General features: G+C 72.4%; 12 protein-coding genes. 1 reads left to right on the top strand and 11 read right to left on the bottom strand.

What is annotated here, in order from left to right:
- Positions 1–25 precede the first annotated feature (25 nt).
- The 8 genes from K4B79_RS00810 to K4B79_RS00845 all read right to left on the bottom strand — a co-directional run bounded on the left by K4B79_RS00810 (position 26) and on the right by K4B79_RS00845 (position 8029).
- Positions 26–865: a carbohydrate ABC transporter permease gene (locus tag K4B79_RS00810; protein ID WP_232024727.1), complete on the bottom strand. Its 840-nt coding sequence runs from the start codon at positions 863–865 to the stop codon at positions 26–28.
- A 7-nt stretch (positions 866–872) separates the two neighbouring features.
- Entirely contained in the window at positions 873–1856 is a 984-nt protein-coding gene (locus K4B79_RS00815; protein WP_232024184.1) for a carbohydrate ABC transporter permease, read from the bottom strand.
- Positions 1857–1861: 5 nt separating this feature from the next.
- Complete coding sequence (locus K4B79_RS00820; RefSeq protein ID WP_232024185.1) at positions 1862–3178, bottom strand: ABC transporter substrate-binding protein; 1317 nt, start codon at positions 3176–3178, stop codon at positions 1862–1864.
- 188 nt (positions 3179–3366) lie between these two features.
- The gene (locus tag K4B79_RS00825) at positions 3367–5496 is read right to left on the bottom strand and encodes an elongation factor G (RefSeq protein ID WP_232024728.1); all 2130 of its coding nucleotides are present in this window, start codon (positions 5494–5496) and stop codon (positions 3367–3369) included.
- 380 nt (positions 5497–5876) lie between these two features.
- Entirely contained in the window at positions 5877–6995 is a 1119-nt protein-coding gene (locus K4B79_RS00830) for a serine hydrolase domain-containing protein (RefSeq protein WP_232024186.1), read from the bottom strand.
- 44 nt (positions 6996–7039) lie between these two features.
- Positions 7040–7426, bottom strand: a complete 387-nt coding sequence (locus tag K4B79_RS00835; RefSeq protein ID WP_232024187.1) for a hypothetical protein — start codon at positions 7424–7426, stop codon at positions 7040–7042.
- A 157-nt stretch (positions 7427–7583) separates the two neighbouring features.
- Positions 7584–7814: a hypothetical protein gene (locus K4B79_RS00840; protein ID WP_232024188.1), complete on the bottom strand. Its 231-nt coding sequence runs from the start codon at positions 7812–7814 to the stop codon at positions 7584–7586.
- A 2-nt stretch (positions 7815–7816) separates the two neighbouring features.
- On the bottom strand, positions 7817–8029 hold the full coding sequence (locus tag K4B79_RS00845) for an MbtH family protein (protein ID WP_232024189.1): 213 nt from the start codon (positions 8027–8029) through the stop codon (positions 7817–7819).
- 115 nt (positions 8030–8144) lie between these two features.
- Between K4B79_RS00845 and K4B79_RS00850 the strand changes: the two genes are divergently transcribed.
- A complete protein-coding gene (locus tag K4B79_RS00850) occupies positions 8145–9230 on the top strand; it encodes an alpha/beta hydrolase-fold protein (RefSeq protein WP_232024190.1) in 1086 nt (361 codons plus the stop codon).
- Between the two features lie 71 nt (positions 9231–9301).
- Here the strand turns inward: K4B79_RS00850 and K4B79_RS00855 are convergent, their stop codons facing one another.
- From K4B79_RS00855 to K4B79_RS00865, 3 genes are all read right to left on the bottom strand, one after another.
- Entirely contained in the window at positions 9302–11017 is a 1716-nt protein-coding gene (locus K4B79_RS00855) for an ABC transporter ATP-binding protein (RefSeq protein ID WP_232024191.1), read from the bottom strand.
- On the bottom strand, positions 11004–21968 hold the full coding sequence (locus K4B79_RS00860; RefSeq protein ID WP_232024192.1) for a non-ribosomal peptide synthetase: 10965 nt from the start codon (positions 21966–21968) through the stop codon (positions 11004–11006). The genes K4B79_RS00855 and K4B79_RS00860 overlap by 14 nt, the downstream gene beginning before the upstream one ends.
- 74 nt (positions 21969–22042) lie before the next feature.
- Positions 22043–23830 carry an ABC transporter ATP-binding protein gene (locus tag K4B79_RS00865; protein WP_232024193.1) on the bottom strand — a complete coding sequence of 596 codons (1788 nt, stop codon included), beginning with the start codon at positions 23828–23830 and terminating at the stop codon, positions 22043–22045.
- Positions 23831–23832 lie beyond the last annotated feature (2 nt).

Below are 23832 nucleotides of genomic sequence, written 5' to 3' on the forward strand. Positions count from 1 at the left end.
AGTCCCTTCAGGGTGAACGGAGTTGTCACTTGACGGCGCCCGCCGTCAGCCCGGCGACCAGATAGCGCTGGAGCAGCAGGAAACCGGCGACCACGGGCACGCTCACCACCAGCGAGGCGGCCATGATCTGGTTCCAGTACACGTCGTTGAGCGTGGAGTAGCCCTGGAGTCCCACGGCGAGCGTGCGGGTGGCGTCGTTGGTCATCACCGACGCGAACAGCACCTCGCCCCAGGCCGTCATGAAGGCGTAGACGGCGACCGCGACGATCCCGGGGACGGCGGCCGGCACGACCACCCGGAACAGCGCGCCGAGCGGTCCGCAGCCGTCCACGAGCGCCGCCTCGTCGAGATCGCGCGGCACCGAGTCGAAGTACCCGATCAGCATCCAGATCGAGAACGGCAGCGAGAAGGTCAGATACGTCAGGATCAGCCCGCCGCGCGATCCGAACAGGGCGATGCCGGTGGCGTTGCCGATGTTGACGTACAGCAGGAACAGCGGGAGGAGGAAGAGGATGCCGGGGAACATCTGCGTGGACAGCACGGTGACCGTGAAGACGCGCTTGCCGCGGAAGTCGTAGCGGCTGACGGCGTACGCGGCGAAGACCGCGATCACCACCGAGCAGACGGTCGCCGCGCCCGCCACGATCAGGGAGTTCACGAAGTAGCGGGCCAGCGGGACCGTCGACCAGATGTCGACGTACGGACGGATCGTCAGGCCGCTGGGCAGCCAGCGGAACTCGCCCGTGACGTCGGCCAGGGGCTTGAGGGAGCTGGAGACCATGACGTACACCGGCAGCAGGACGAACCCGGTGAGCAGGGTCAGGACCACGCGCCGGGTCCACAGGAACGAGCGCGGCGGGGCCATCGGGGAGCTAGGCATCGGAGGCGGCCCTCCGTCCGCGTGAGGTGAGCACGAGGTAGACGCCCGTCACGACGAGCAGGAAGAGCAGCAGCAGGACCGACATCGCGGATCCGGTGCCGAAGTTCCAGGTGACGAACGAGGCCTGGTAGATGTGGACCGAGATCAGGTCGGCGGCCTCGGGGGCGGCCCTGCCGAACAGGACGTACGGCGTGTTGAAGTCGTTGAAGGTCCACAGGAACAGCACCAGCACCAGGACCTGGTTGACGGGCCGCAGCGAAGGCAGGGTGATGCGGCGGATCTGCTGCCACACCCCGGCCCCGTCCAGGGCCGCCGCCTCGTACAGGTCCCTGGGGATGTTCTGGAGTCCGGCCATGACGATGAGGAAGGCGAACGGCCAGCCCTTCCACACGGACACGGTGAGCAGGGCCCAGAAGCTGTTGTCGCCGATGAGCCAGAAGGACGGCTTGTCGGTGAGGTGGAGCTGGTCGTGCAGGACGTGGTTCACCAGGCCGTTGTCGTGCTGGAACATGAACACCCAGGTGATGACGGCCGCGTAGACCGGCAGCGCGTACGGCACCAGGAACAGGGCCCGCAGCAGGCCGCGGCCGCGGAAGGTGTCCTGCATGCAGATCGCCGCCGCGGTGCCGACGAGCCAGCACAGGCCGACCGACAGCAGGGTGAAGGCGACGGTGACCAGGAAGGAGTGCAGCAGGGCCTCGCCGACGGGCGCGCTGAAGTCCACCGACACCTGGTAGTTGCCGAGGCCGGTCCAGGGGGCGGTGCCCCAGTCGCGGATGTAGAACTGCGTGAGTTCCTTGAAGCTCATCACGATGCCGATGACCATCGGCACCAGGTGGACGAGGAGTTCGAGGAGCAGGGCGGGCAGGAGCAGCAGGTAGGGCAGTCCGATCCGGCGGACACGGCCGGGGCGGGGGCGGCGCGGGGCGCCGGGGGGAGCCGGGCGGACCGGCTCCCGGACAGCGGTGGTCGTCATCTCGCTCACTTCGCCGGCATCTGCTGCCGGGCCTTCTCCAGCGCCGTCCGCACCGACTCGGTGGTGACGGGGCGTCCGGCGGCCGCGTCGGCGAACAGCCCCTTGATGGCGGTGCCTACGGCCGTCTCGAACTGGGACTCGTCGGCGACCTGGGGCAGCGCGGCCGCGCTGCTCGCGAGGGTGTCCTTCAGGACGGCGTTCGCGGGGGTGTTGAAGGCGGCGTCCGCCTGGGCCGACTTCACCGGCGGGATGGAGCTGTAGGCGGTGTTGAGGATCTTCTGTTCCGCGTCGCTCGTCATGAACTTCACGAACTGCTTGGCGCCGGAGAGGTTGTCGGTGTTCTTGAAGACGGCCAGGTTGATGCCGGCGACCATCGAGTTGACGTTCTCACCCGTGCCCGGGGTGCCGGACCGCACGGGCACCGGGGCGATGCCGTAGGCGTCCTCGCTCATACCCTGGGACTTCAGGTTGGCGGAGGCGGACTGCCACAGCAGCATCGCGGTCCTGCCCTTGGCGAAGTCGCTGACGGACTGGTTCTGGGCGTACTCGGCGTTGCCCGGCGCGATGATCCTGTCCTTGGCCATCAGGTCGACGTACTGCTTGACCCCGGCGACCGCCCCGTCGTTGGTGAAGTCGGCCTTGCCGTCGGCGGTGAAGAAGTCGCCGCCGTGCTGCTTGGCGAAGACGAAGGCGTGGTGGATGTTCTCCGACGGGTTCGCGCCCTCCGCCCCCAGGCCCCACTTGCCGTCCTTGGAGAGCTTCCTGCCGTCGGCGACCAGCTCCGCCCAGGTGGCCGGAGGCTTCGCGATCCCCGCGTCGGCGAACATCTTCTTGTTGTAGTAGAGCGCGTACGCCATCGAGTACAGCGGTACGGCGGCCGGGTCCTGGCCCCGCGCTCCCGTGGAGCCGAGCGCGGAGTCGACGAACCGGTCCTTGCCGCCGATCGCGGCGAGGTTCTTCGCGTCCCAGGGCAGCAGCGCGCCGGTGGCCTGGAGGGAGGCGCTCCAGGTGTTGCCGATGTTGAGCACGTCGGGGCCCTGGCCGGAGGTGGTGGCGGTGAGGATCCGGTTGAGCAGGTCCGACCAGGGCACGACCTCCAGCTCCACCCTGATCCCGGTCCGCTTCTCGAACTTGTCGAGTTCGGGCCGCAGGACCTTCTTGTCCACCTCGACACTGGCGCCCTGGTTCGAGGCCCAGTAGGTGAGCGTCTTCGGCGAGTCGTCGGACCCGCCGTTCGTCGCCGAACCGCCTCCGCAGGCCGACGCGGCGAGGGCGAGTGACAGGGTGACGGCGCCTACGGCCGCGGCTCGGACACTGCGCATGGCTGCCCCTTCGGGAAATGTACTCACGGCTTAATTTAGGACGTGAGTTAATCCGTGACACCGGAGGCCGTCAAGGGTTTGGACGTCACTTGTCGCGCTCCACCGTGTTCGCTTCCCGAACCCGGGAGCCCGCGCCCGCCACCGAGGAGCGGCCCCTCCTCGGTGCGGGAGGGGCCGCTTGTTCGCGGCTAGCGCGTCGGCGCCGGGGCGTAGCCCGTGGGGCGGGCCGTGAAGGTGCCGCGGCCCTGGGTGCGGCTGCGCAACCGCGTGGCATAGCCGAAGAGTTCGGCCAGCGGCACCGTGGCGGTGACCACGGTCGCGCCCGAGCGCATGGCCGAGCCGGTGACCCGTCCGCGCCGCGCGGCCAGGTCGCCGAGGACACCGCCGACGGCGTCCTCCGGCACGGTGACCGTGACCTCGACGACCGGTTCGAGCAGGGTCATCGCCGAGGCGCGCAGCGCTTCCCGCAGCGCGAACCGGCCGGCCGTGCGGAACGCCGTGTCGGAGGAGTCCTTCACATGCGTCGCCCCGTCGGTGAGCGTGACGCGCAGCCCGGTCACCGGGTGCCCGCCGAGCGGCCCCTCGGCGAGGGCGTCCCGGCAGCCGGCCTCGACTGCGCGCACGTACTCCTGCGGGACGCGCCCGCCGACGACGGTGGACCGGAACACGAAACCGGCGGTCCCGGTGCCCGGGGTGCCGACATCCGTGGTGCCGGTGCCCGTGGTACCGACATCTGTGGTGCCGACATGCGCGGTCCCTCCCTCCGAATCCGGCTCCAGCGGTTCCACGTCCAGGACGACATGGGCGAACTGCCCTGCTCCGCCGTCCTGTTTGACGTGCCGGTACACCAGGCCGGTCACGCCCCGGGCGACCGACTCCCGGTACGACACCCTGGGCCGGCCGACGGAGACTTCCAGCGCGTGATCGCGCCGGACCTTCTCCACCGCGACCTCCAGGTGCAGTTCGCCCATGCCGGCCAGCAGCGTCTGACCGGTCTCGGGATCGGTGCGGACCACCAGCGACGGGTCCTCCTCGACCAGCCGGGCGAGTGCCGAGGCCAGCCGGTCCGTGTCGGTGGACCGGCACGCCTCGACCGCCACGGAGACGACCGGCTCGGCCACGCCGGGCGGTTCGAGCACGACGGGAGCCTGCGGCGCGCACAGGGTGGCGCCGGGACGGGCGTACTTCAGCCCGACGACGGCGACGATGTCCCCGGCGAGCGCCCGGTCCACCGGTGTCCGCCGGTCGGCCCGCACCCGCAGGACGCGTCCGACACGCTCGGTGCGCCGCGCACCCGCGTCCAGCACGGTGTCCCCCTTTCCGATCGTTCCCGAGTACACCCGCAGATAGGTCAGCCGTCCCGTCGGGGTGGCGCTCACCTTGAACGCCAGCGCCGCGAACGGGGCGTGCGGATCGGCCGCCCGCTCCTGCTCCGACCCGTCGTACGTGCCCCGCACGGCGGGTACGTCCAGGGGCGAGGGCAGATACGCCACCACGGCGTCCAGCAGCGGTTCGACACCGCGGTTGCGGTAGGCCGAGCCGCACAGGACGACCACGCCGTCGCCGCTGCGCGTGAGGTCGCGCAGGGCCGCGGCGAGGGTCTCGGCGGAGAGCGTCTCCCGGTCGCAGAACTCCTCCAGGGCGGCGGGATGCCGTTCGGCCACGGCCTCCTCCAGGAGCCGGCGCCGCCGTCCCGCCTCCTCGCGCAGGGCTTCCGGCACCGGCCCCTCCTCGGCCGTGCCACCGCCGTCGCCACCGTCGGTCCAGGTCAGCGCGCGCAGCCGCAGCAGGTCGACGACGCCGGTGAAGCCGCCCTCGCGGCCGATGGGCAGCTGCACGACCAGCGGGGCCGGGTGCAGCCGCTCCCGGATCGACTCGACGGCCGCGTCGAGGTCGGCGCCCGCCCGGTCCAGCTTGTTGACGAACGCGATCCTCGGCACGCCGTGCCGGTCCGCCTGCCGCCACACCGACTCACTCTGCGGCTCCACGCCCGCCACGGCGTCGAAGACCGCCACCGCGCCGTCGAGCACCCGCAGCGAACGCTCCACCTCGTCGGCGAAGTCGACATGGCCCGGGGTGTCGATCAGGTTGATCCGGTGCCCGTCCCAGGAGCAGCTCACCGCGGCGGCGAAGATGGTGATCCCGCGGTCGCGCTCCTGCGGGTCGAAGTCGGTGACGGTGGTGCCGTCGTGGACCTCGCCGCGCTTGTGCGTGGTGCCGGTGGCGTACAGGATCCGCTCGGTGACGGTGGTCTTGCCGGCGTCCACGTGGGCGAGGATGCCGAGGTTGCGGACGGTGGTGAGGGCGTTGGTGTCGATGCGCACGGCCCGGGGCCTTTCGAAGTGAGGGTGGGACGGGGCGGCGCGATTCCCGGACGGGTGAAGGGACCTGACGGCACGTCAACAGGCCTGGTGCGGCCAGGTGTTGAGGTGGGGCGGGTGGGTCAGAGAGCCGTCACGGGCATCCGGTGCCGGCCGCGCAGCGGGCACCGGACGGACGGGGACACGAGGATCACCTCGTGCAGCGACCGGGGAACGACGACAGCGGTGCGGTAGCGCACGGCTCGTCTCCCCTCACTGGTCAGCTGGTCGGGACACACACGGCCCGACGTGGTCGCGGGCGGCGCGTGATCAGTGGTGAGTGTAGGCAGCCGGGGCGGGGACGGTCACCTCGTTTTCCCGCCCCCGGCCCGCCTCGCCTACCGGGTGCGCATGCGCAGCCCCTGGAGGCCGTCGTAGGCGGACATCACGACCTCCAGGCCGCGGGTGTCCTCCTCCGGTTCGCGCATCTGGTTCGTCACGTAGACCACCACCGAGCGGGACTCGGGTTCGATCATGACGAGCGAGCCGCCCCAGCCGCCCCAGCCGTACGTGGTGCCGAAGAGGCCGTAGCCCAGGCCGTAGCGGACCGGCATGCCCAGGATCCGGTCCTGGCCCGCGAACTGCTCCTGCCACGCGCGCTCGCAGCCCGCCGCGGACAGCAGCCGCGTTCCGCGCACCGCTCCCCCGCACGCCAACACCGACTGCGCGAGGGCGATCGAGCGCGCGGTGCCGAATCCGCTCGCGGCGGGGATCTCCGCACGACGCCAGGCGACGCTGTTGCCGTCCCGGACCCGTACTCCGTTGCCGCCCGCCGGGGCCGTGCTGCCGGGGGCGCGGGCCGCGTAGTCCTCGTCGCGGTGGGGCGGCGGGACGGTGCGGGCGAGGCGGTGGTCGTGCTCGGCGGGCAGGCCGATGTGGAAGTCGGCGCCCAGCGGCCCGGTGACCTCCTCGGCGAGGAACTCCCCCACCCCGCGGCCGGTGATCCGGCGGATCACCTCGCCGACCAGGAATCCCTGGGTGAGCGAGTGGTATCCGGCCGCCGTGCCCGGCTCCCACCAGGGCGCCTGGGCGGCGAGACGGGCCGTGACGGACTCCCGGTCGTACAGGTCCTCGGGGGTCACCGTGCCGTCCCAGTCGGGCAGGCCCGCGGTGTGCGAGAGCAGGTGCCGCACCAGCACCCGCTCCTTGCCCGCCGCGGCGAACTCCGGCCAGTACCGGGCCACCGGCGCGTCCACGTCGAGGTCGCCGCGATCGGCCAGGATCAGGGCGCACAGGGCCGTCATCGTCTTGGTCACCGACCAGACGCCCACGAGGGTGTCGCGCTCCCACGAGGTCGTGCGCCCGGCGTCCGTGTGTCCGCCCCAGACGTCCACCACCGGTTCGCCGTCCACGTGGACCGCGACCGAGCCGCCCGCGTCCCCGGCGTCCAGAAGGTCGGAGAGTGCTTCGGGCACCGCGGTGAACAGATCGTCGTACGAGCCCTGGATGTCAGCCATGACGTGCATTCAGCCCGCCGGGCGCCGACGCGGTCAACCGAATATCAGACGACGGTCTCGCAGTACCCGTTGGGCCGCGTGCTGACGAACATGCAGACTCTGTCGCCGGCCACCAGCGGGGTGTGCGGCCTGAACTCGCCCGAGAGGGTCGTCGGCGTCGAACTGGTGGTGAGGGTCCCCGAGGCCTGCAGGCCGTTGACGGTGAACGTGAGGCCCAGGGACGACGGGCGCGGTGTGAAGCGGAACCAGTAGCTGTAGCCCGTGGTGGCGCTGCCCCGGATGCCGTAACAGACGGGGGCCTCCGGGATGCACACCGCCGTGGTGCCGGCCGGTGCGGCGGGCGCCGCCTGGGCGGTCCCCGCCGTCGCGAGCGGGAGGGCGAGGGCGGCCGCGGCCATGGACAGTCCCGTGAGCAGACGTCTCGATCTCATGAAGAGCATCCTTTCGGCATGTCCCGAACAATCACCTCATGGTCCGGCCTCGACGTCCCGCGGCGAGGCGAACGCATCAGGTTTGTCCGAAACGGCCGCCTGATGGCCGGTCCTTGACGGCTTCCCCGCAGTGCGGGGCCCCCAGGAGGAACGGCCGCTACCCGCACGGACGGCCCGGGTACTCGTCGCTCTCGGGTACGCCCGCCGCGCGCATTCTGCGCAGGATCTCGGGCAGGGCCGCCGGATCCTCGATCTCCGCCGGGCAGTTCGTCTCCGTGTCGAAGACCAGGGTGTCGCCGGCCGTGTGCCAGACGACCCAGCGGCACCGGCTCCCGTCGCGCTGCCAGAAGTGCCCGTACTCCGCGGCGACTTGCGCCCGTCCGCTCACGGTCAGACCTCCGTGGACTCCACCAGGGACCGGGGACGCAGATCGGTCCAGTGGGCGTCGATGTAGTCCAGGCACGCCGCCCGGGTGTTCTCGGGGAGGACGATCGTCCACCCTGCGGGCACCTCGGCGAAGGACGGCCACAGCGAGTGCTGGCCCTCGTGGTTCACCAGGACCAGGAATCGGCCTTCGGTGTCGTCGAACGGGTTGGTGCTCATGTTCGGCGTCTCCTCGCGTCCGGGGGGATGGAAGGACCTGCCAAGCTCAGGTTAGGCTTGCCTAATTCGCGAGCTTAGTCTTCTCGTCCGCCCTCTCACAAGGAGACGTCCGCACATGGAGAGCGTCTTCGACACGTACGGACTGCCCGGCACCCCCGGCACCGACGAGTTCTGGGAGACGGCGAGGACACCCGTGTCCGTGCCCGCCGACGACGGGGGCGGCGGCTGGGTGACGTTGTTCCTGTGGCGCGGCACCCCGGCACGCGTCGGCTTCGAGAGCTGGTCGGACCCGGTACCCCTGCGCCGCTGGGACGACACGGACTGCTGGTACGCCGAGGTGCGCATGCCCCCGCGCCTGCGGGTGACCTACCAGTTCCTCACCGACGACGCCGCGTACGCCGACCCGTTCAACCCGGCCGGTGCGGGCGGTGACCGCTCGATCGCGGCGACCCCGGACGCCCCCGGCCAACCCCACTGGCCCCTCGTCGGTGCCGATGACGTCCTGCCCGTCCCCCGCACTCGGCTCCGCTGGGCCGGTCGACGACTCGACGGGCGGCGTACCGTACGGGTCCACCCGGCGGGCGGCGGCGGGCCGGTGGTGCTGCTGCTCGACGGGGACGACTGGCTCTACCTGCACCCGGCCATGACCGCGTTCGACGCGGCCGTCGCGGGCGGCGCGATGCCTCCCGTCACGCTCGTCTTCCTGCCGACACGGGACAGGGAGACCGAGTTCGCGTGCCGGCCCGCGTTGTGGGAGGCGGTCCGGGAGGAACTGCCGCCGCTGCTCGCGGAGTCCGGCGTACCCGCCGACTGGGACCGCCTGGTGGTCGCGGGGCAGAGCCTCGGCGGGCTGAGCGCGGTGTACGCGGCACTGGAGTTCCCGGACCTGGTGTCCCGCGTCGCCTGCCAGTCGGGGGCGTTCTGGTGGACGCCCGACGCCGTGCACGGACCCGACCCCCTGGGCGGCCCGGTCGGCGGCGCCGTCGCCGCGCGGCTGCGGGAGGGTCCCGACCTGTCCGGTCTGCGGGTCGCGTTCGACGTGGGGGAACACGAGACGCGGATGCTGCCCCACTGCGCCGCGGTCGAGACCCTGGCCGTACGGGCCGGCGCGACCGTACGGGCCTCGCGGTCGCCGTCCGGCCACGACCGGGCGGGCTGGCGGCACGCCCTGCTCAGGGACGTGGCCTGGGCCCTCGGGTAGCGGGCCGGTCAGGGGGGCGGTCCAGAGGGTCAACGGGCCGGTCCGGACGGTCAGCAGGCCCGTCCGGAGGGTCAGCGGGCCACCGCCCGGCAGTACTCCTCGTCGGTCGCCAGCAGATTCCGGTGGGTGTCCTCGGCGGTGACGACGCCGTCGTCGAGGACGAGGACCCGGTCGGCGGCGTCCAGGAGGGCCGGGCTGCTGGTGAGCACGACCGTGGTGCGGCCCCGCCGGAGCCCGGCGACATTGCGGGCGATGAGCTGTTCGGTGACCGCGTCGACGGCCGTCGTCGGATCGTGCAGGACGAGGACGTCGGAGTCGGCGGCCAACGCGCGGGCCAGGGACAGCCGTTGGCGCTGTCCCCCGGACAGGTTCGCGCCGCGGTCGCGGACGCCGTAGTCGAGTCCCTCGCGGTGCAGGGCGACGACGTCGGTCAGCATGGACGCCTCGACGGCCTCGGCGACCGTGCGGCTGGTGCCCGGCGGGTCGATGTTCGAGCGGAGGGTGCCCGCGAAGATCTCCGCGTCGTACGGATTCACCAGCAGGTGCGCACGGACCGCCTCGACCGACAGCTCCGCCAGGTCCCGCCCGCCGATCCGCACCGTCCCCTCGTACGCCTCGGGCGGGACGCGCGCGGCCAGGACCGCGGCGAGGTCGGCCGCCACGCGCGGCTGGTAGGCGGCGATCGCCACGAACTCCCCGGCGGACACCTGGAACTTCAGCCGGCGCAGGGTGCCGTACCGGACGCCGTCGATCTCCAGGTCACCGCCCGGTGCCGGCCGCTCCGTGCCCGGGGTCGTCACCGGGGGCGCGGCCAGCACCAGCGCCATCCGCTCGGCCGAGGCGCGGGCGATCATCACGTACTTCGGCATCTCCGAGAACAGCTTGAGCGGTTCGATGATGAACTGGGCCAGGCCCACGGCCATGACGAGTTCCCCGATGGTGATCCGGCCGGCGAACGCCAGCCACCCGGCCATCAGCGTCACGGCGGCGGCGAGGATCGCGTTGAGCGCCAGCGCGGTGCCCGCGTACACGCCGTTCACCCTGGCCACGGTGACCGCCTGGTGCTTCGCCTCGGTGCTGACGCTCCGGTAGGACAGGAACGCCTGGTGGTTGCCGCCGAAGCCGTGCAGCGGGCGCAGGCCGGTGATCAGGTCGGCGACCTTCGCGCCCGCGCGGGCCACCCGGGCCTGCTGTTCCCGGGTGCTGGTGCCGATCCGCTTGGACATCACGCTCAGGATCGACAGGATCGCGACGGTGCCGACGATCACCAGCAGGCCGAGCCGGAGGTCGGCCAGGCCCAGCGCGACGGCCGCGACCAGCACCGCGACCAGCGAGCTGATCAGCAGCGGCACCACCTCGATGATGTCGGCGGTCTGGTCGGCGTCCTCGGTGGCGATGGTCAGCACCTCGCCGGACTTGAGGTCGACGTCCCTGGCCACCGGCTGGAGCCCGCAGGCCGCGACCCGCACCCGCCAGCGGTGCGCCTCGGTGGTGTTGGCCTTCTGCAGGATGCGCATCCCGAACCGCCACGACAGCGACACCGTCGTGATGATCACGGCCAGCGCGCCGACGGACAGGGCGAGCGCGCCAGGGCTCCGGTCCCGCAGCGCGTGCTCGACGATCAGGCCGAGCGCGATGGGGAAGGCGGTCTCACCCGCCTGGTACAGGCCCATGAGACCGGTACCGGCGGCCATGGCGCCGATGTTGCGGCGCAGCGCGGTGCGCAGGATGTCGGACCCCGTGCGGGGCCGCTGCGTGTCAGGAGTGGTCGTCTCAGGAGTGGTCATCGATGTGGCGGGCCATCGCTTCCGGGGTGCGCAGGGCGAACAGGTCTCGGATCGTGATCACGGGGCCGAACTCCCGGCGGAGCAGCCCGATGAGCCGTACCGCCAGCATGGAGTGCCCTCCCAGGGACACGAAGTCGCTCACCGCGCTCACCTCGTCGTCGTCCAGGTCCAGTGCCTCGGCGAAGAACTCGCACACCACCATCTCGGTCTCGGTCTGCGGGCCGCGTTCGTCCGCCGTGGTCAGCGCGCCCAGCGGCTTGGCCTCCGGCAGCGCCTTCGTGTCAGCCTTCCCGTTCACCGTCAGCGGGATGCTGTCGACCTGGGCGTAGTGCGTGGGGCGCAGGAAGTCCGGCAGCCCGGCGCCCACTTCGGCGGCGACCACCGCCAACTCCGCTCCCTCCAGGACCAGATAGGCGGCCAGCCGGTACGCCCCGTCGACCTGCGGGTCCGGCTGGGCGACCGCGGCGACGAACCGGACCGCCGGGTGCGCGGCGAACACGGCCTCCACCTCGCCCAGTTCGACCCGGTGCCCCCGGATCTTGACCTGCTGGTCGGTGCGGCCCAGGTACATCAGGTTCCCGTCGGGCCGCCGCACCACCAGGTCCCCGGTGCGGTACATGCGCTCGCCGGGTGCGCCGAACGGGCAGGCCACGAAGCGGTGCGCGGTCTGGGCGCTCTGCCCGAGGTAGCCGCGCGCGATGCCGATGCCCGCCACGTACAGCTCACCGGGAACGCCGTCCGGCAGGGGCCGCAGCCACGGGTCCAGGACGTACACGTCGGTGTTGTCGATCGCCACGCCGACCACCGGGTCCTGGCATTCGAAGGTGCCGACGCCGAGGGTGTTGATGGTGTACTCGGTGGGCCCGTACAGGTTGTAGCCGACCGTGCCCTCGGTCTCCGCGAGCCGCCGCCACAGCGTCGGGGTGACGGCCTCCCCGCCCAGCAGCACCAGCGGGGGCCGCCGTTCCGGGTCGTCCAACAGCCCCTCGGCGACCAGCTGTTGGGCGTAGGTCGGGGTCACGTTGACGACGTCGATCCCGTGCTGAAGGCAGTACTCGACCAGCCGGGGCGCGTCACGCCTCAACTCTTCGTCGCAGATGTGCACTTCGTGGCCGTCGGCGAGCCACAGCAGTTCCTCCCACGACATGTCGAACGCGAACGACACCGTGTGCGCGATCCGGAAGACGCGATGGCCGTGCTCGGCCAGCACCGGTTCGAAGATGCGGCGCTGATGGTTGATCAGCATGTTGGTGAGCCCGGCGTACTCGGTCACCACGCCCTTGGGCTTCCCGGTCGACCCCGAGGTGTAGATCGTGTACGCGGGGTGCCGCAGGCGGTTCGGGTCGTCGGGCGCGAACGTCACGAACGGTTCGGCGTCGGGGAGGGGGCGGTCCAGCTCGATCAGGTCGCCGGTGAGCCTCGGCGACACCGCGCTCACCGTGAGGGTCACGTCCGGGCGCGCGTCCGCGACGATGGCGGCGATCCGCTCGTCCGGGTGGTCCAGTTCCAGCGGCACGTACGCGGCACCGACGCGCAGGACGGCGAACAGCGCCACGATCGAGTCCAGGGAGCGCGGGATCGCGAGGCCCACGTTCGTCTCGGGACCGATGCCGCGCCGGGCGAGCACGCCCGCCACCGCGCGGCTGCGGTCCCGGAGCTGGGCGAAGGTCATGGTCTTGCCGTGGGCGACGAGCGCGACCCGCTCGGGGTCACGGTCCGCCGCCCGGTCGAACCGGTCCACGACGGTGTCCGTACCGACGTCGGTACGCCTCTCCCGCGTGGGCTCGGGCCCCAGCCCGCGCAGCGCGCCGACCGGTCCGGTCGACCGGGCCACGTCGTCGAGCACGCGCAGATAGTCGTCCAGCAGCCGCCGGGCGTTCCCGGAGTCGCCGTCGCGGTACTCCAGCTTGACCGTGAGCCGGTCGCCGGGCGTGACAACCCATGTGAACGGATAGTGGGTGGAGTCGTCCGCCTTCACCGCGGTGATGCCGTGCCGGGCGTTCATCTCGGCGAAGGCGTCCATGTCCAGGAAGTTCTGGAGCACGAACAGGTTGTCGAACAGGGTGTCGTGCCCACTGGCCCGCTGGATCTCGCCGAGCCCCAGGTGCTCGTGCTCCATCGCCTCGACCCTGGCCGCCTGCACGGCCGACAGGTACGCGCCGACCGTGTCGTCCGGCCGGGCCCGCGTCCACTGGGGCACGGTGTTGAGCAGGACGCCGACGATGTCGTCCAGTCCCTCGCCCTCCCGGCCGGAGACGGTCACACCGAACACGGCGTCGCTACGGCCCGTGCGGGCGCCGAGGAGCAGGCCGAACGCGCCGGTCAGCACCGAGTTCAGCGTGACGCCGTGCGCCTTGGCCGCTTCGCGCAGCAGGTCCGAGCGCTCGGCGGACAGCGTGTGTACGAGCGTTCGCGGCAGGCCGTCCGAGAGGGCGGGGGTCGGTCCGCCGAGCAACGTCGGGCCGGGCAGGGCGGCCAGGTGCTCCGCCCAGAAGCGTTCCGCCACGGCCGAGTCCTTGGCGGCGAGCGCCCGCGCGTGGTCCTCGAAGCTCGGGGTGGCCGGGACGGGGGCCGGGAGCTCGCCCGCGAGGACGGCCTCGTAGGCGTCGAAGAGGTCCCGCAGCACGATCTCGCGGGACCAGCCGTCCCACAGCAGCAGGTGGTAGCTCAGCAGCAGGCCGTCGCGGTCGCCGGGCAGCCGCACCACGGTCAGCCGGACGAGGGGCGGCTCCCCCGGGTCGAATCCGGTGTCCCGGTCCCGGGCGCGCAGGGCGTCGACCTCCGCCTCGTTCGCCAACTCGACGGTGCGGACGGCGACTCGGCGTCCGGCGCTGAGGACCTGGACCGGGTTTCCGTCCTCGTCGGTGGTGAAGCCGGCGCCCACCACCGGGTGCCGCGCCATCACGTGACGCATCGCCTCGGCCAGCGCCCCGGTGTCCAGACGCCGGTCGAAGGTGAACCAGCTCTGCGCCACGTAGTGCCCGGCCGGGCCCGCCATCTGGGCCTGGAAGAACAGGCCCCGCTGGAGCGGGGTGACCGGTGCCGTCCGCTCGGCCGTCCCGGCGGCGTCCGCGACGCGTTCCAGCGCGTCGAGCCAGTGCCCGGTGATCTCGTCCGGGATGCCCTCGGCGAGGGTGAAGGCCGCGCGCAGGCTTCCGGTGGTCTCGTCGAGCCAGGCGTTGACCTCGACGGCGTACGGGCTGCCCTGCTCACCGCCGGTGATGTGCAGCGCCTGGGACTCGCTGCCCCGGCCGAGGTAGTTGAACAGCACCTGCGGGCGGGTGTTGAGCAGCGGGGCCGTCTGCGGGTTGAGATACCTGAGCTGGCCGTACGCGAGGTGCCCGCGCTCGTCCGGCCGGCGTTCGGCGACCTCACGGGCCGCCGCGACGGGATCGGTGTGGGCCGTCAGGCGTACGGGCGCGATGGAGGTGAACCAGCCGACCGTGCGGCTGTAGTCGTGGTGCTCGACGGCCGGGACCCGGCCGTGCCGCTCCAGATCGATCGCCAGATCGGTGGGCGAGGGCTGGACGCGGGTCAGCGCGGTGCGCAGCGCGCCGCACAGCAGCTCGGTGAGACCGACACCGAGGGCGGCGGGGGCGGTGCGGGTCAGGCGTTCGCTCACCTCGGGCGCGAGCACGACCGTGGTCTCGCGCAGCCCTTCGGCCGCGGGGAGCAGCGCGGGCGCCTGGAGTGTCGTGATCCAGTGTCCGAGGTCGTCGACGGCTTGGGTCGACCCGGTCGCCAGCGCCTCGGCGTACTCGGCGTACGGCGTGGTCGGGGGCGGCAGGGGCTCGCCGCGCAGGGCGGCGGCAAGGTCGTCCAGCAGGATCAGCCAGGACACCGCGTCTACGGCGAGGTGGTGCGCGGTGATCACGAGGGTCCGGCTCGCCTCCAGCCACGAGAACGCGATGACGTCTCCGGACTCGGGGTCGAGCCGCGCGGCGGCCTCGTTCGCCACCGCCGTCGCAACGGTCGCGTCGGTCCCGTCGGGGCGTACGACGGTGACCTCGCGGGCGGGTTCGGTGCGCAGCGCCCATACGCCGTGCTCGATGCGCAGGCGCAGCCGGAGCAGCGGGTGCGCGGCGACGACGGTGTTCGCGGCGCGCTGGACATCGGCGAAGTCGGTGCCCTCGGGCGTCGGCAGGGTCCTCGCCTGGGCGAACCGGGCGAGGGGGCCGCCCAGTTCGCGTTGGCGCAGGATGATGGGTGTCGGGGGCAGGGGGCCGTCCTCGCGGGGCACGGGCTCGGCTGCGGCGACGGGCGGTGCGCTCGTCGCCAGGTGCTCGGCCAGGGCACGGGGTGTCTTGAACAGGAAGACGTCCCGGGGCGCGATCTGCAGGCCAAGGGTCCTGGCCCGATTGATCACGGTGATGGCCAGGATGCTGTCGCCTCCGGCGCGGAAGAAGTCGGTGTCGGCGTCGACGGTCGTGCTGCGCAGGGTGTCGGCGAAGATGTCGGTCAGGGCGGTGAGTGTGTTGTCTGCGGGTCGGTGGGGGCTGGTCGCGCCCCGCGGCGGAGCCGCACATGGATACAGCCCCGCGCCCCTGGGGGGCGTAGCGGCTGCGCGCTGGATGAGTGCCCGCCTGTCCAGCTTGCCGTTCACCGTCAGCGGCAGCGCCTCGATCGACAGCACCCGCCCCGGCACCATGTGCGCGGGCAGCTTCGTGGACAGCAGCTCGGTGAAGTCGCCCGGCACCTGGCCCACCACGTGTGCCACCAGATGATCGCCGCTGTCGGCCACGGTGACGGCCACGTCCACCACACCGTCGAGTTCCCTGACGGCGGCCTCCACCTCGCCCAACTCGATCCGGAACCCCTTGAGTTGGACCTGGTCGTCGGCGCGGCCGACGAACTCCAGCTCGCCGTCGAGCGTTCGGCGGGCGAGGTCGCCCGTGTGATACATCCGGGAGCCGTCGCCCGCGAAGGGGTCGGCCACGAACCGGCCGGCGGTGAGCCCGGGCCTGCCCAGGTAGCCGAGCGACACCTGGTCGCCGGCGACATAGATGGCGCCCACACGACCGGGCGGCACCGGCCGCAGCAGGTCGTCGAGCACATGGGTGACCAGACCGGGGATCGGGCCGCCGATCGGGCTGGCGCCGCCGTCGGGGCCGAAGTCCTCGTCGGTCAGGACCCGGTGAGTGACGTGGACGGTCGTCTCGGTGATGCCGTACATGTTGACCAGCTCGGGCGAGGCGAGGCCGTGCCGCTCGACCCAACCACGCAGCCGGCCCAGATCCAGTGCCTCGCCGCCGAAGATGATCCGGCGCAGCGCGGGCAGCGGTTCGCCGGCGTGCCGGTCGGCCTCGATGAACTGGTAGAACGCCGACGGAGTCTGGTTGAGGACGGTCACTCCGCGCTCGCGGACCAGACGGTGGAAGTCGAGCGGGGAACGGGTCAGTCCGTGGTCCGGTATCAGCAGCTCACCGCCGTGCGTCAGCGCGCCCCACAGCTCCCAGACCGCGAAGTCGAAGGAGAAGGAGTGGAACTGGACCCATACGTCGTGCGGGCCGAAGCCCATGTCGGGCCGGGTGTTCGCGAGCAGCGTCACCACGCTGGAGTGCGGGACGACGACCCCCTTGGGCCTGCCGGTGGAGCCGGACGTGTAGATCACGTACGCGGGATCGTGCGGGCCGGCCTCGCGCGCGGGCCCGGTGCTCCGCGAGGACAGCCCGTCCGGGAGCGGGTCTCCCTGCACCAGCACGTGGGCCGGCACCCCCGCACGGGCCAGCAGGCCGGTGAAGCGGTCCCGCTGCGCGCGGTCCACCAGGACGACCTGCGGCGCGGAGTCGGCGAGGACGTACTCCAGGCGTTCGTCCGGGTAGGCGGGGTCCAGGGGCACGTAGGCGCCGCCCGCGCCGACGATCGCGACCAGGGCGACCACCTGCTCCACGGAACGGGGAAGGGCGACGGCGACCCGCTGCCCCGGGGCGACACCGGCGGCGCGCAGGACCGAGACCAACTCCTCCTTCGCGTGGGCCAGTTCGCCGTACGTCAGGGAGCGGCTGCCGCCGTCGAGCGCGCACTGGGTGAGGGCGGTGGAGTCCGGGTCGCGGCGCGCGGCGGTGTCGAACAGCTCGCCCAGCGTGGTCGGGGTGACCCTCGCGGGATGCCGGGCGCCCTGGAACGCCAGCTCGTCGACCGGGGTGTCGGGCCGGGTGAGCAGGGCGGCGAGGGTGTGCGTGAAGGTGCGCAGGATCTCCTGGGCGCCGGTCTCCCGCAGCAGGTCGCCGTCGTAGATCAGGTTGAGGCGCGGGCGGCCGTCGGGGGTGCGCTCCACCACGAGGGTCAACGGGTAGTGCGGGGCGCCCTCGTTGACGATGTCGGTGACGACGAGGGTGTCGCCGGGGCGCCGCAGGGCGTCGATGTCGGTGGCGACGTCGAAGACGACCAGGGTGTCGAAGAGGGGGCCGGCGCCGACCTGGCGGCCGATCCCGGCGAGCGAGACATGCTGGTGCGGCAGGACCGCGCTCTGGTGCTTGCGCACCGAGGCGAGCAGGTCGCGTGCGGTGGTGGTGTCGGCCCAACGGGCGCGTACGGGGATCGTGTTGATGAACAGTCCGACCATGTTCTCGATGCCGGGCACGTCCGCGTCGCGGCCGGACACCGTGGAGCCGAACACCACGTCCCTGCCGTGCAGGAGGCCGCCCAGCGTCACCGCCCAGGCGCTGTGCACGGCCACGCTCAGCGGCACGCCGGCCGCGCGGGCGGCCGCGTCGATGTCGGTCTCCGGTGCCGCGGCGATGTCGGCGAACCGGTCCGACGGGGTGTGGTCGGGGGCGACGAGCGAGGACCCCGGCAGGTCGGCGAGCTGGTCGCCCCACACGCGGTCGCTCTCGGCGTCGTCGCGGGCGGCGAGCAGGCGGACGTAGTCGGGGAAGCCGCCGAGCGGGTGCACGGTGCCGGGCGCGTGGTACTCGGCCAGCAGGGCGCGGAGCATCGGCGGGACCGACCAGCCGTCGGCGATGATGTGGTGCACGGTCTGCACCAGGACGTTCCGGCCGGCGCCCGCGCGGACCAGGGTGTACCGCATCAGCGGGCCGGTGGACAGGTCGAACCCGGTGCGGCGGTCCCGTTCGGCGTACGCGCGGATCTCGGCGTCGGTGATGCCGGGGCGGTCCAGTGTGGTGAAGGGTGCCTCCACCCCGCTCTCCAGCACGGACACCACACGGCCGTCGGCCAGGGCCACGAACCGCGCGGACAGGTTGGGATACAGCGTGAGCAGCCGGGTGGCCGCCCTCGCGAGCCGGTCGGCGTCCACCTCGCCGTCCAGCGTGAGCAGTTGCTGCTCGACGTAGCTGCCGGCCGAGTCGTCGTCGAAGACCGAGTGGAAGTACAGGCCCTCCTGCAACGGGGTCAGCGGCAGGATGTCCCGCAGGGCGGGCCCGTCCAGGGCGTCGACGTCGGCCTGGGTGAGCGGTACCAGGGGGAAGTCGCTGGGAGAGTGGCCGCCGTGGTCGAGGGCGGCCAGCCCGGTCAGGGTGGTCCGGAAGTACTCCCCGAGGGTGGCGATGTCCTCGTCGGTGAACACGCCGTCGGGCCAGGAGACCGTGGTGATCAGCTCGTACTCGCCGCCGGTCGCGGTGGATTCGGCGATGGCGTTGAACTCCAGGGCGCGCGGCAGGCGCATGTCCGGGTCGCGCTTCTCGCCCAACTGTCCTGTGGTGCCCGCGTGTTCCCAGTCGCCGGAGCCGCCCGCGTCGAAGCGGCCCAGGTAGTTGAACAGCACCTGCGGGGCGGGGTTGTCGAACTCGACGTGGGTGAGGTGGCGCAGGGCGCCGTAGGAGACGCCGTTGTCCGGTACCCGGGCGAGGTCCTCCTTGACCGCCTTGAGGGCGGCGGCCAGGTACTCCGGGGCGGTGAGGTCGGGTGCGGTGCCGGGGTCGACGGTGACGGGGAACAGGGTGGTGAACCAGCCGACGGTCCGCGAGAGTTCGGGTTCGAAGCCGGCGGTCGCCGCCACGAACCGGCCTTCGCGGCCGTGCCCCTCGAGTTCGATGTGCGCGAACGTCTGGTCCTGGCCGAGGTGGCGTCGCCAGCGGGCGAGCGTGACGGCGAGGGCGGTCATCAGGACGTCGTTGACGCCCGCGTGGAAGCTCGCGGGGACCGTGCCCAGGAGCGCGGCCGTGACGTCGGGGCCGACCGAGACGGTCCGCAGCCGTTCCCGCGCCACGGTGTCCGTCCCGGACAGCGCACGCCTGCCCACCGGTTGGTCCGTCCCGGGCAGGGGACGCCGGTAGTAGGCACTGTCCGCGTCGAAGGCCGCGCGTTCCAGCAGCTGCGTCCAGCGCCGGAACGACGTGCCCACCGGGGGCAGGTCGATGGGCGCGCCCGAGGTGAACTGCCGCCAGGCGGTGGCCAGATCGTCCCGCAGGATCCGCCAGGACACGCCGTCGATCACCACGTGGTGGGCGACCAGGACCACCTGCCGTGCCGCGCGGCGCCAGACGGCACGCAGCATCACGCCGCCCGCCGGGTCCAGGCCGTCGGTGGCGAGCGCGAGGCACTCGTCGAGCGGACGGTCGCTCTCCTGCCACCGCACGGCGGCCCGGTCGGCCTCGGGGATGTCGAAGCTCCAGCGGTCGCCGCGCACGAGCCTGGCGCGCAGCATGGGGTGGCGCTCGGCCACGGCGGCGAGGATCGCGTCGAGGGCGTCGGCGGTCAGGTCCGCGGGGGCGTTCAGCACCGCCGACTGCACGAACCCGTCGATCGCGTCCGTGGTCTCGCCGAGCCACTGCACGACGGGGGACCCCACGACGGGCCCGGTCGGTACGTCCCGGTGGTCCACGGTGGAGAGGTCCTCGCGGCTCGCCACGGCCGCCAGTGCGCCCACGGTGGTGTGGGTGAAGATCTGTCCCGCCGTGACGTGCAGGCCCCTCTCCCGCAGCGCGCTCAGCAGCGAGATGGCCAGGATGCTGTCTCCGCCGAGCTGGAAGAAGTCCTGGTCGACGCCGACCTCGTCGAGCCGCAGCACCGCCGCGACGGCCGCGCACACCGCGCGTTCGTCGTCGGTGGCGGGCGGGACGAGTACTCCGGTGCCGATCGTGGGCTCCGGCAGCGCGCGCCGGTCGATCTTGCCGTTCGCGGTGAGCGGGAACTCGCTCAGGACGACGATGTGGGCGGGCACCATGTACTCCACCAGGTGCTCGGCGGCCCACGCCGTGACCTCCGCCGCCCGCAGGTCCTCGTTCCCGGCGGCCGGGATCACGTAGCCGACGAGGTAGGTGCCGCCGGCCGCGTTCTTCCTGGCGACGACGCAGGTGTGCCGTACGCCGGGGTGTTCGGCGAGACCGACCTCGACGTCCTCGATCTCCAGCCGCATACCGCGGATCTTGATCTGGTTGTCGGCGCGGCCGAGGAAGTCCAGCGAGCCGTCCGGGGTGAACCGTGCGAGGTCGCCGGTCCGGTAGAGCCGGGAGCCGTCGTCGGCGAAGGGGTTCGCCACGAACCGGGACGCCGTCAGAGCGGGCGCGCCCACGTACCCGCGCCCCAGGAGGAATCCACCCACGTACAGTTCGCCGCCGACGCCGACCGGCACCGGGCGCAACTCGTCGTCCAGGACGTACAGCTGGGTGTTGGGGTTGGCCCTGCCGATCGATGTCGACAGGCGTTCGGCCGCGCCCCGGTAGATGACGTGCGAGACGCCGATCGTCGTCTCGGCCGGGCCGTAGCCGTGGTACATGGGGATGTCGAGCTTGGTGCGGAACCGCTCGTACAGCTCCGGGGTCAGCACCTCGCCGCCGCACCACACGTGCCGCAGGCTGTCCAGCCGGTCGGAGTCGCCGGCGATCTCCAGCAGCACGTCCAGCATGGACGACACCAGGTAGGTGAAGGTGACGCGCTGCTCGGCGATGACGCTCAGCAGGTGGTGCGGATCGCGTTCGCCGCCGGGCCGCAGGACCACCAGCCGGCCGCCGGACACCAGCGGCAGGAAGATCTCGTTGACGGAGATGTCGAAGGACAGCGGGGCCTTGAACAGCGAGGCGTCGTCGTGGCCGAAGCCGAGGATCTCCTCCACCTGCCACAGCAGGCGCTCGCTGATCGCCTCGTGCCGGATCATCGCGCCCTTGGGCCGCCCGGTCGAGCCGGACGTGAAGATGACGTACGCCAGGGCGGCCCCGGGGACGGTGATGCCGGTCCCGCCGGTGGGACGGTCACCGAACCGCCAGTCGTCGAGGTCGACGGCCACGGCCTCCGGTTCGGCCGGGTCGTGCTCGCCCGAGGCGTTCAGCTGTACGACGACCCCGGCGTCCTCGATGACGACGGCCCGGCGCGCGGCCGGCCACTGCGGATCCAGCGGCACGAACGCGCCGCCCGCCTGGAGCACGCCGAGCAGCCCGATCACCATCTCGGCGGAACGGCCCAGGGAGACGCCGACGACCTGCTCCGCGCTCAGGCCGCGGTCGAGCAGATGGTGGGCCAACTGGCTGGAAAGCTCGGCCACCTGACGGTAGGTCAGGGACCGGCGCTCGTCCACTACGGCGACGGCGTCCGGCCTGGTCCGGGCCTGCTCGCGGAACATCTCCACGACGGTGGGGCGGATCCGGTCGGCCTCGGTGTCGTTCCACTCGGCCAGGAGCCGGAGCCGCGTCGCCGCGTCGGCCGGGCCCATGCTGCCCAGCGGGCGGTCCGGGAAGTCGGCCAGGTCGTCCAGGGCCAGCTGCGCGTCGGCCTGCCCGACGTCCTCGGGAACGGCGATGCTCCAGCCCTCCGGGCCCGCCTCCCGGCTGCTGCCGGGCCCGCTCCCGCCGCCGTCGATCCATGCCAGGACATCGGCGAACGGTGTGGCGGGGGTGAGGTCGATGCCGTCGGGGCTCCGGCCCGTCGCCCAGTAGTGCAGCGCCGCGGCGCAGGCTTCGGCGATGGTCCGGTCGGAGCGGTCGCCGGTGCGCCGACGCAGGTCGGCCAGGCGCGTGGGGGACAGCAGGACGAGACGAGCGCTCGGTTCCATCATCGAAGACTCAGCACCCTTTCCACACCATGAGAATGAGGCACAGCGACGTCAGGTGTCATGACACAACGGATGTACTAACTGCCTTCTCGCCAGGCCCGCCACAGCCGGGCGTACCGGCCGCCCAGGGCCACCAGCTCCTCGTGGGTCCCCTGCTCCACGACCCGTCCCGCGTCCAGCACGGCGATCCGCTCCGCCGCCATCGCCTGGGTGAGCCGATGGGCCACGAACAACGTCGTCCGGCCGGCGCACGCGGCGAGCACGGCCCGCTCCAGTTCGGCGGCGCCCTCGCTGCCCGCCTCCGCGGTCGACTCGTCGAGCACCACCACCGGCGAACGGCTCAACACCAGCCGGGCCAGGGCGATCTGGGCGACCTTGGTGGCGTCCAGCCGCTCCCCGCCCTCGCCGACCGGGGTGTTCAGCCGCTCGGGCAGGGCGTCGACCCAGGTGTCGGCGCCGACCGTGCGCAACGCGTCCATCAGCTCGGCGTCGGTCGCCTCCGGCGCGGCCAGTCGCAGATCGTCGGCGAGCGGGCCGGAGAAGACGTGGGTCTCCTGCGTCAGGATGCTCACCAGGGCCCGCGCCCCGGCCTCGTCCAGACCGGCGAGGTCGGTCGGGCCGATGCGCACCGAGCCGGACTGCGGGGTCCCGATGCCCGCGATCAGTGCGGCCAGGGTGGTCTTGCCCGCGCCCGTCGCTCCCACCAGGGCGAGCGAGCCGCCCGCCGGGATCGTCAGATCGACGTCCCGAAGGACCGGCTCCTCGGTGCCGGGATAGCTGAACGTCACCCCTTCGACCGTCACCGGCCAGGGCCCGACGGCCGCCGGCGCGACGGCCGGGTCGCCCACCAGCCGTTCCTCCGCGGGCTCTCCCAGCACTCCGACGAGCCGGGTCAGGCTCGCGCCCGACTTCTGCGCCTCGTCGAAGGTGAACATGATCATGCCCAGCGGGGTGAACAGCCGGTGGAAGAGCAGGGGGGCCGCGGCCACCTCGCCCAGGCTGGCGGCGTCGGCCTCCAGAAGGGCGTATCCCACCACGATGATGAGGACCAGTCCGATGAACTCGGCGCGGTTCTCCCGGCCCACGAACCGGCCGAAGAACCGGAAGACCTCGATACCGAGGTCGCGCACCCGCCACGACTCGTGGGTGACCTTCTCCCGGAAGGCGTCCTCCAGGCGGTACGCCCGGACGGTGTCGATCCCGTTCAGACCGCTGATCAACGCCTGGGCGCGGTCGGCCTGGGCCACCCGCTGCTTGCGGTAGAGCGGAGCGGACCGGGGCAGATACCAGCGCAGGGCCAGCGCGTACGCGGGCAGCGCGCCGGCGCCCGCCAGGCCGAGCCGCCAGTCCAGTCCGAACATGCCGGCGGTGGCGATGGCGACCAGCACGCCCGCCGAGAACACCGTGGGGACCGCCATGCGGATGCCCTTGGACAGCACGGCCACGTCGTCGCCGACCCGGGAGAGCACGTCTCCGCGGCCTACGTGTTCGACGCGCGCGCTCGGCATCCCCAGGACCGCCCGTACGGCGCCTTCCCGCAGCCGGGCGAGCAGGTCCGCGCCCAGCCGCCCGATCAGGTAGGTCGACACCGCGGTGGCCGCCGCGCCGAACAGCGCGGCGGCCCCCATCAACACCCCGATCCTGACGAGGATCGAGCGCGGTTCGCCCTCGACCACCCCGTCGACGACCCGGCCGAGCAGCAGCACCGGGAACACCTGGAGCGCCGCTCCGGCCACCGTGGTCAGCACGGTGGCCAGCGTCAGCCACGGCATCTCGCGGCAGTGCGCCGCGACCCATCGGGTCGCCTCGCGTCCGGTCGCCGTGTGCAGGGCGACCGGGGCGAGGCGCGTGTCGGTGGTGCTCACAC

It is taken from the genome of Streptomyces lincolnensis, from assembly GCF_021173675.1.
Taxonomy (GTDB): Bacteria; Actinomycetota; Actinomycetes; order Streptomycetales; family Streptomycetaceae; genus Streptomyces; species Streptomyces lincolnensis_B.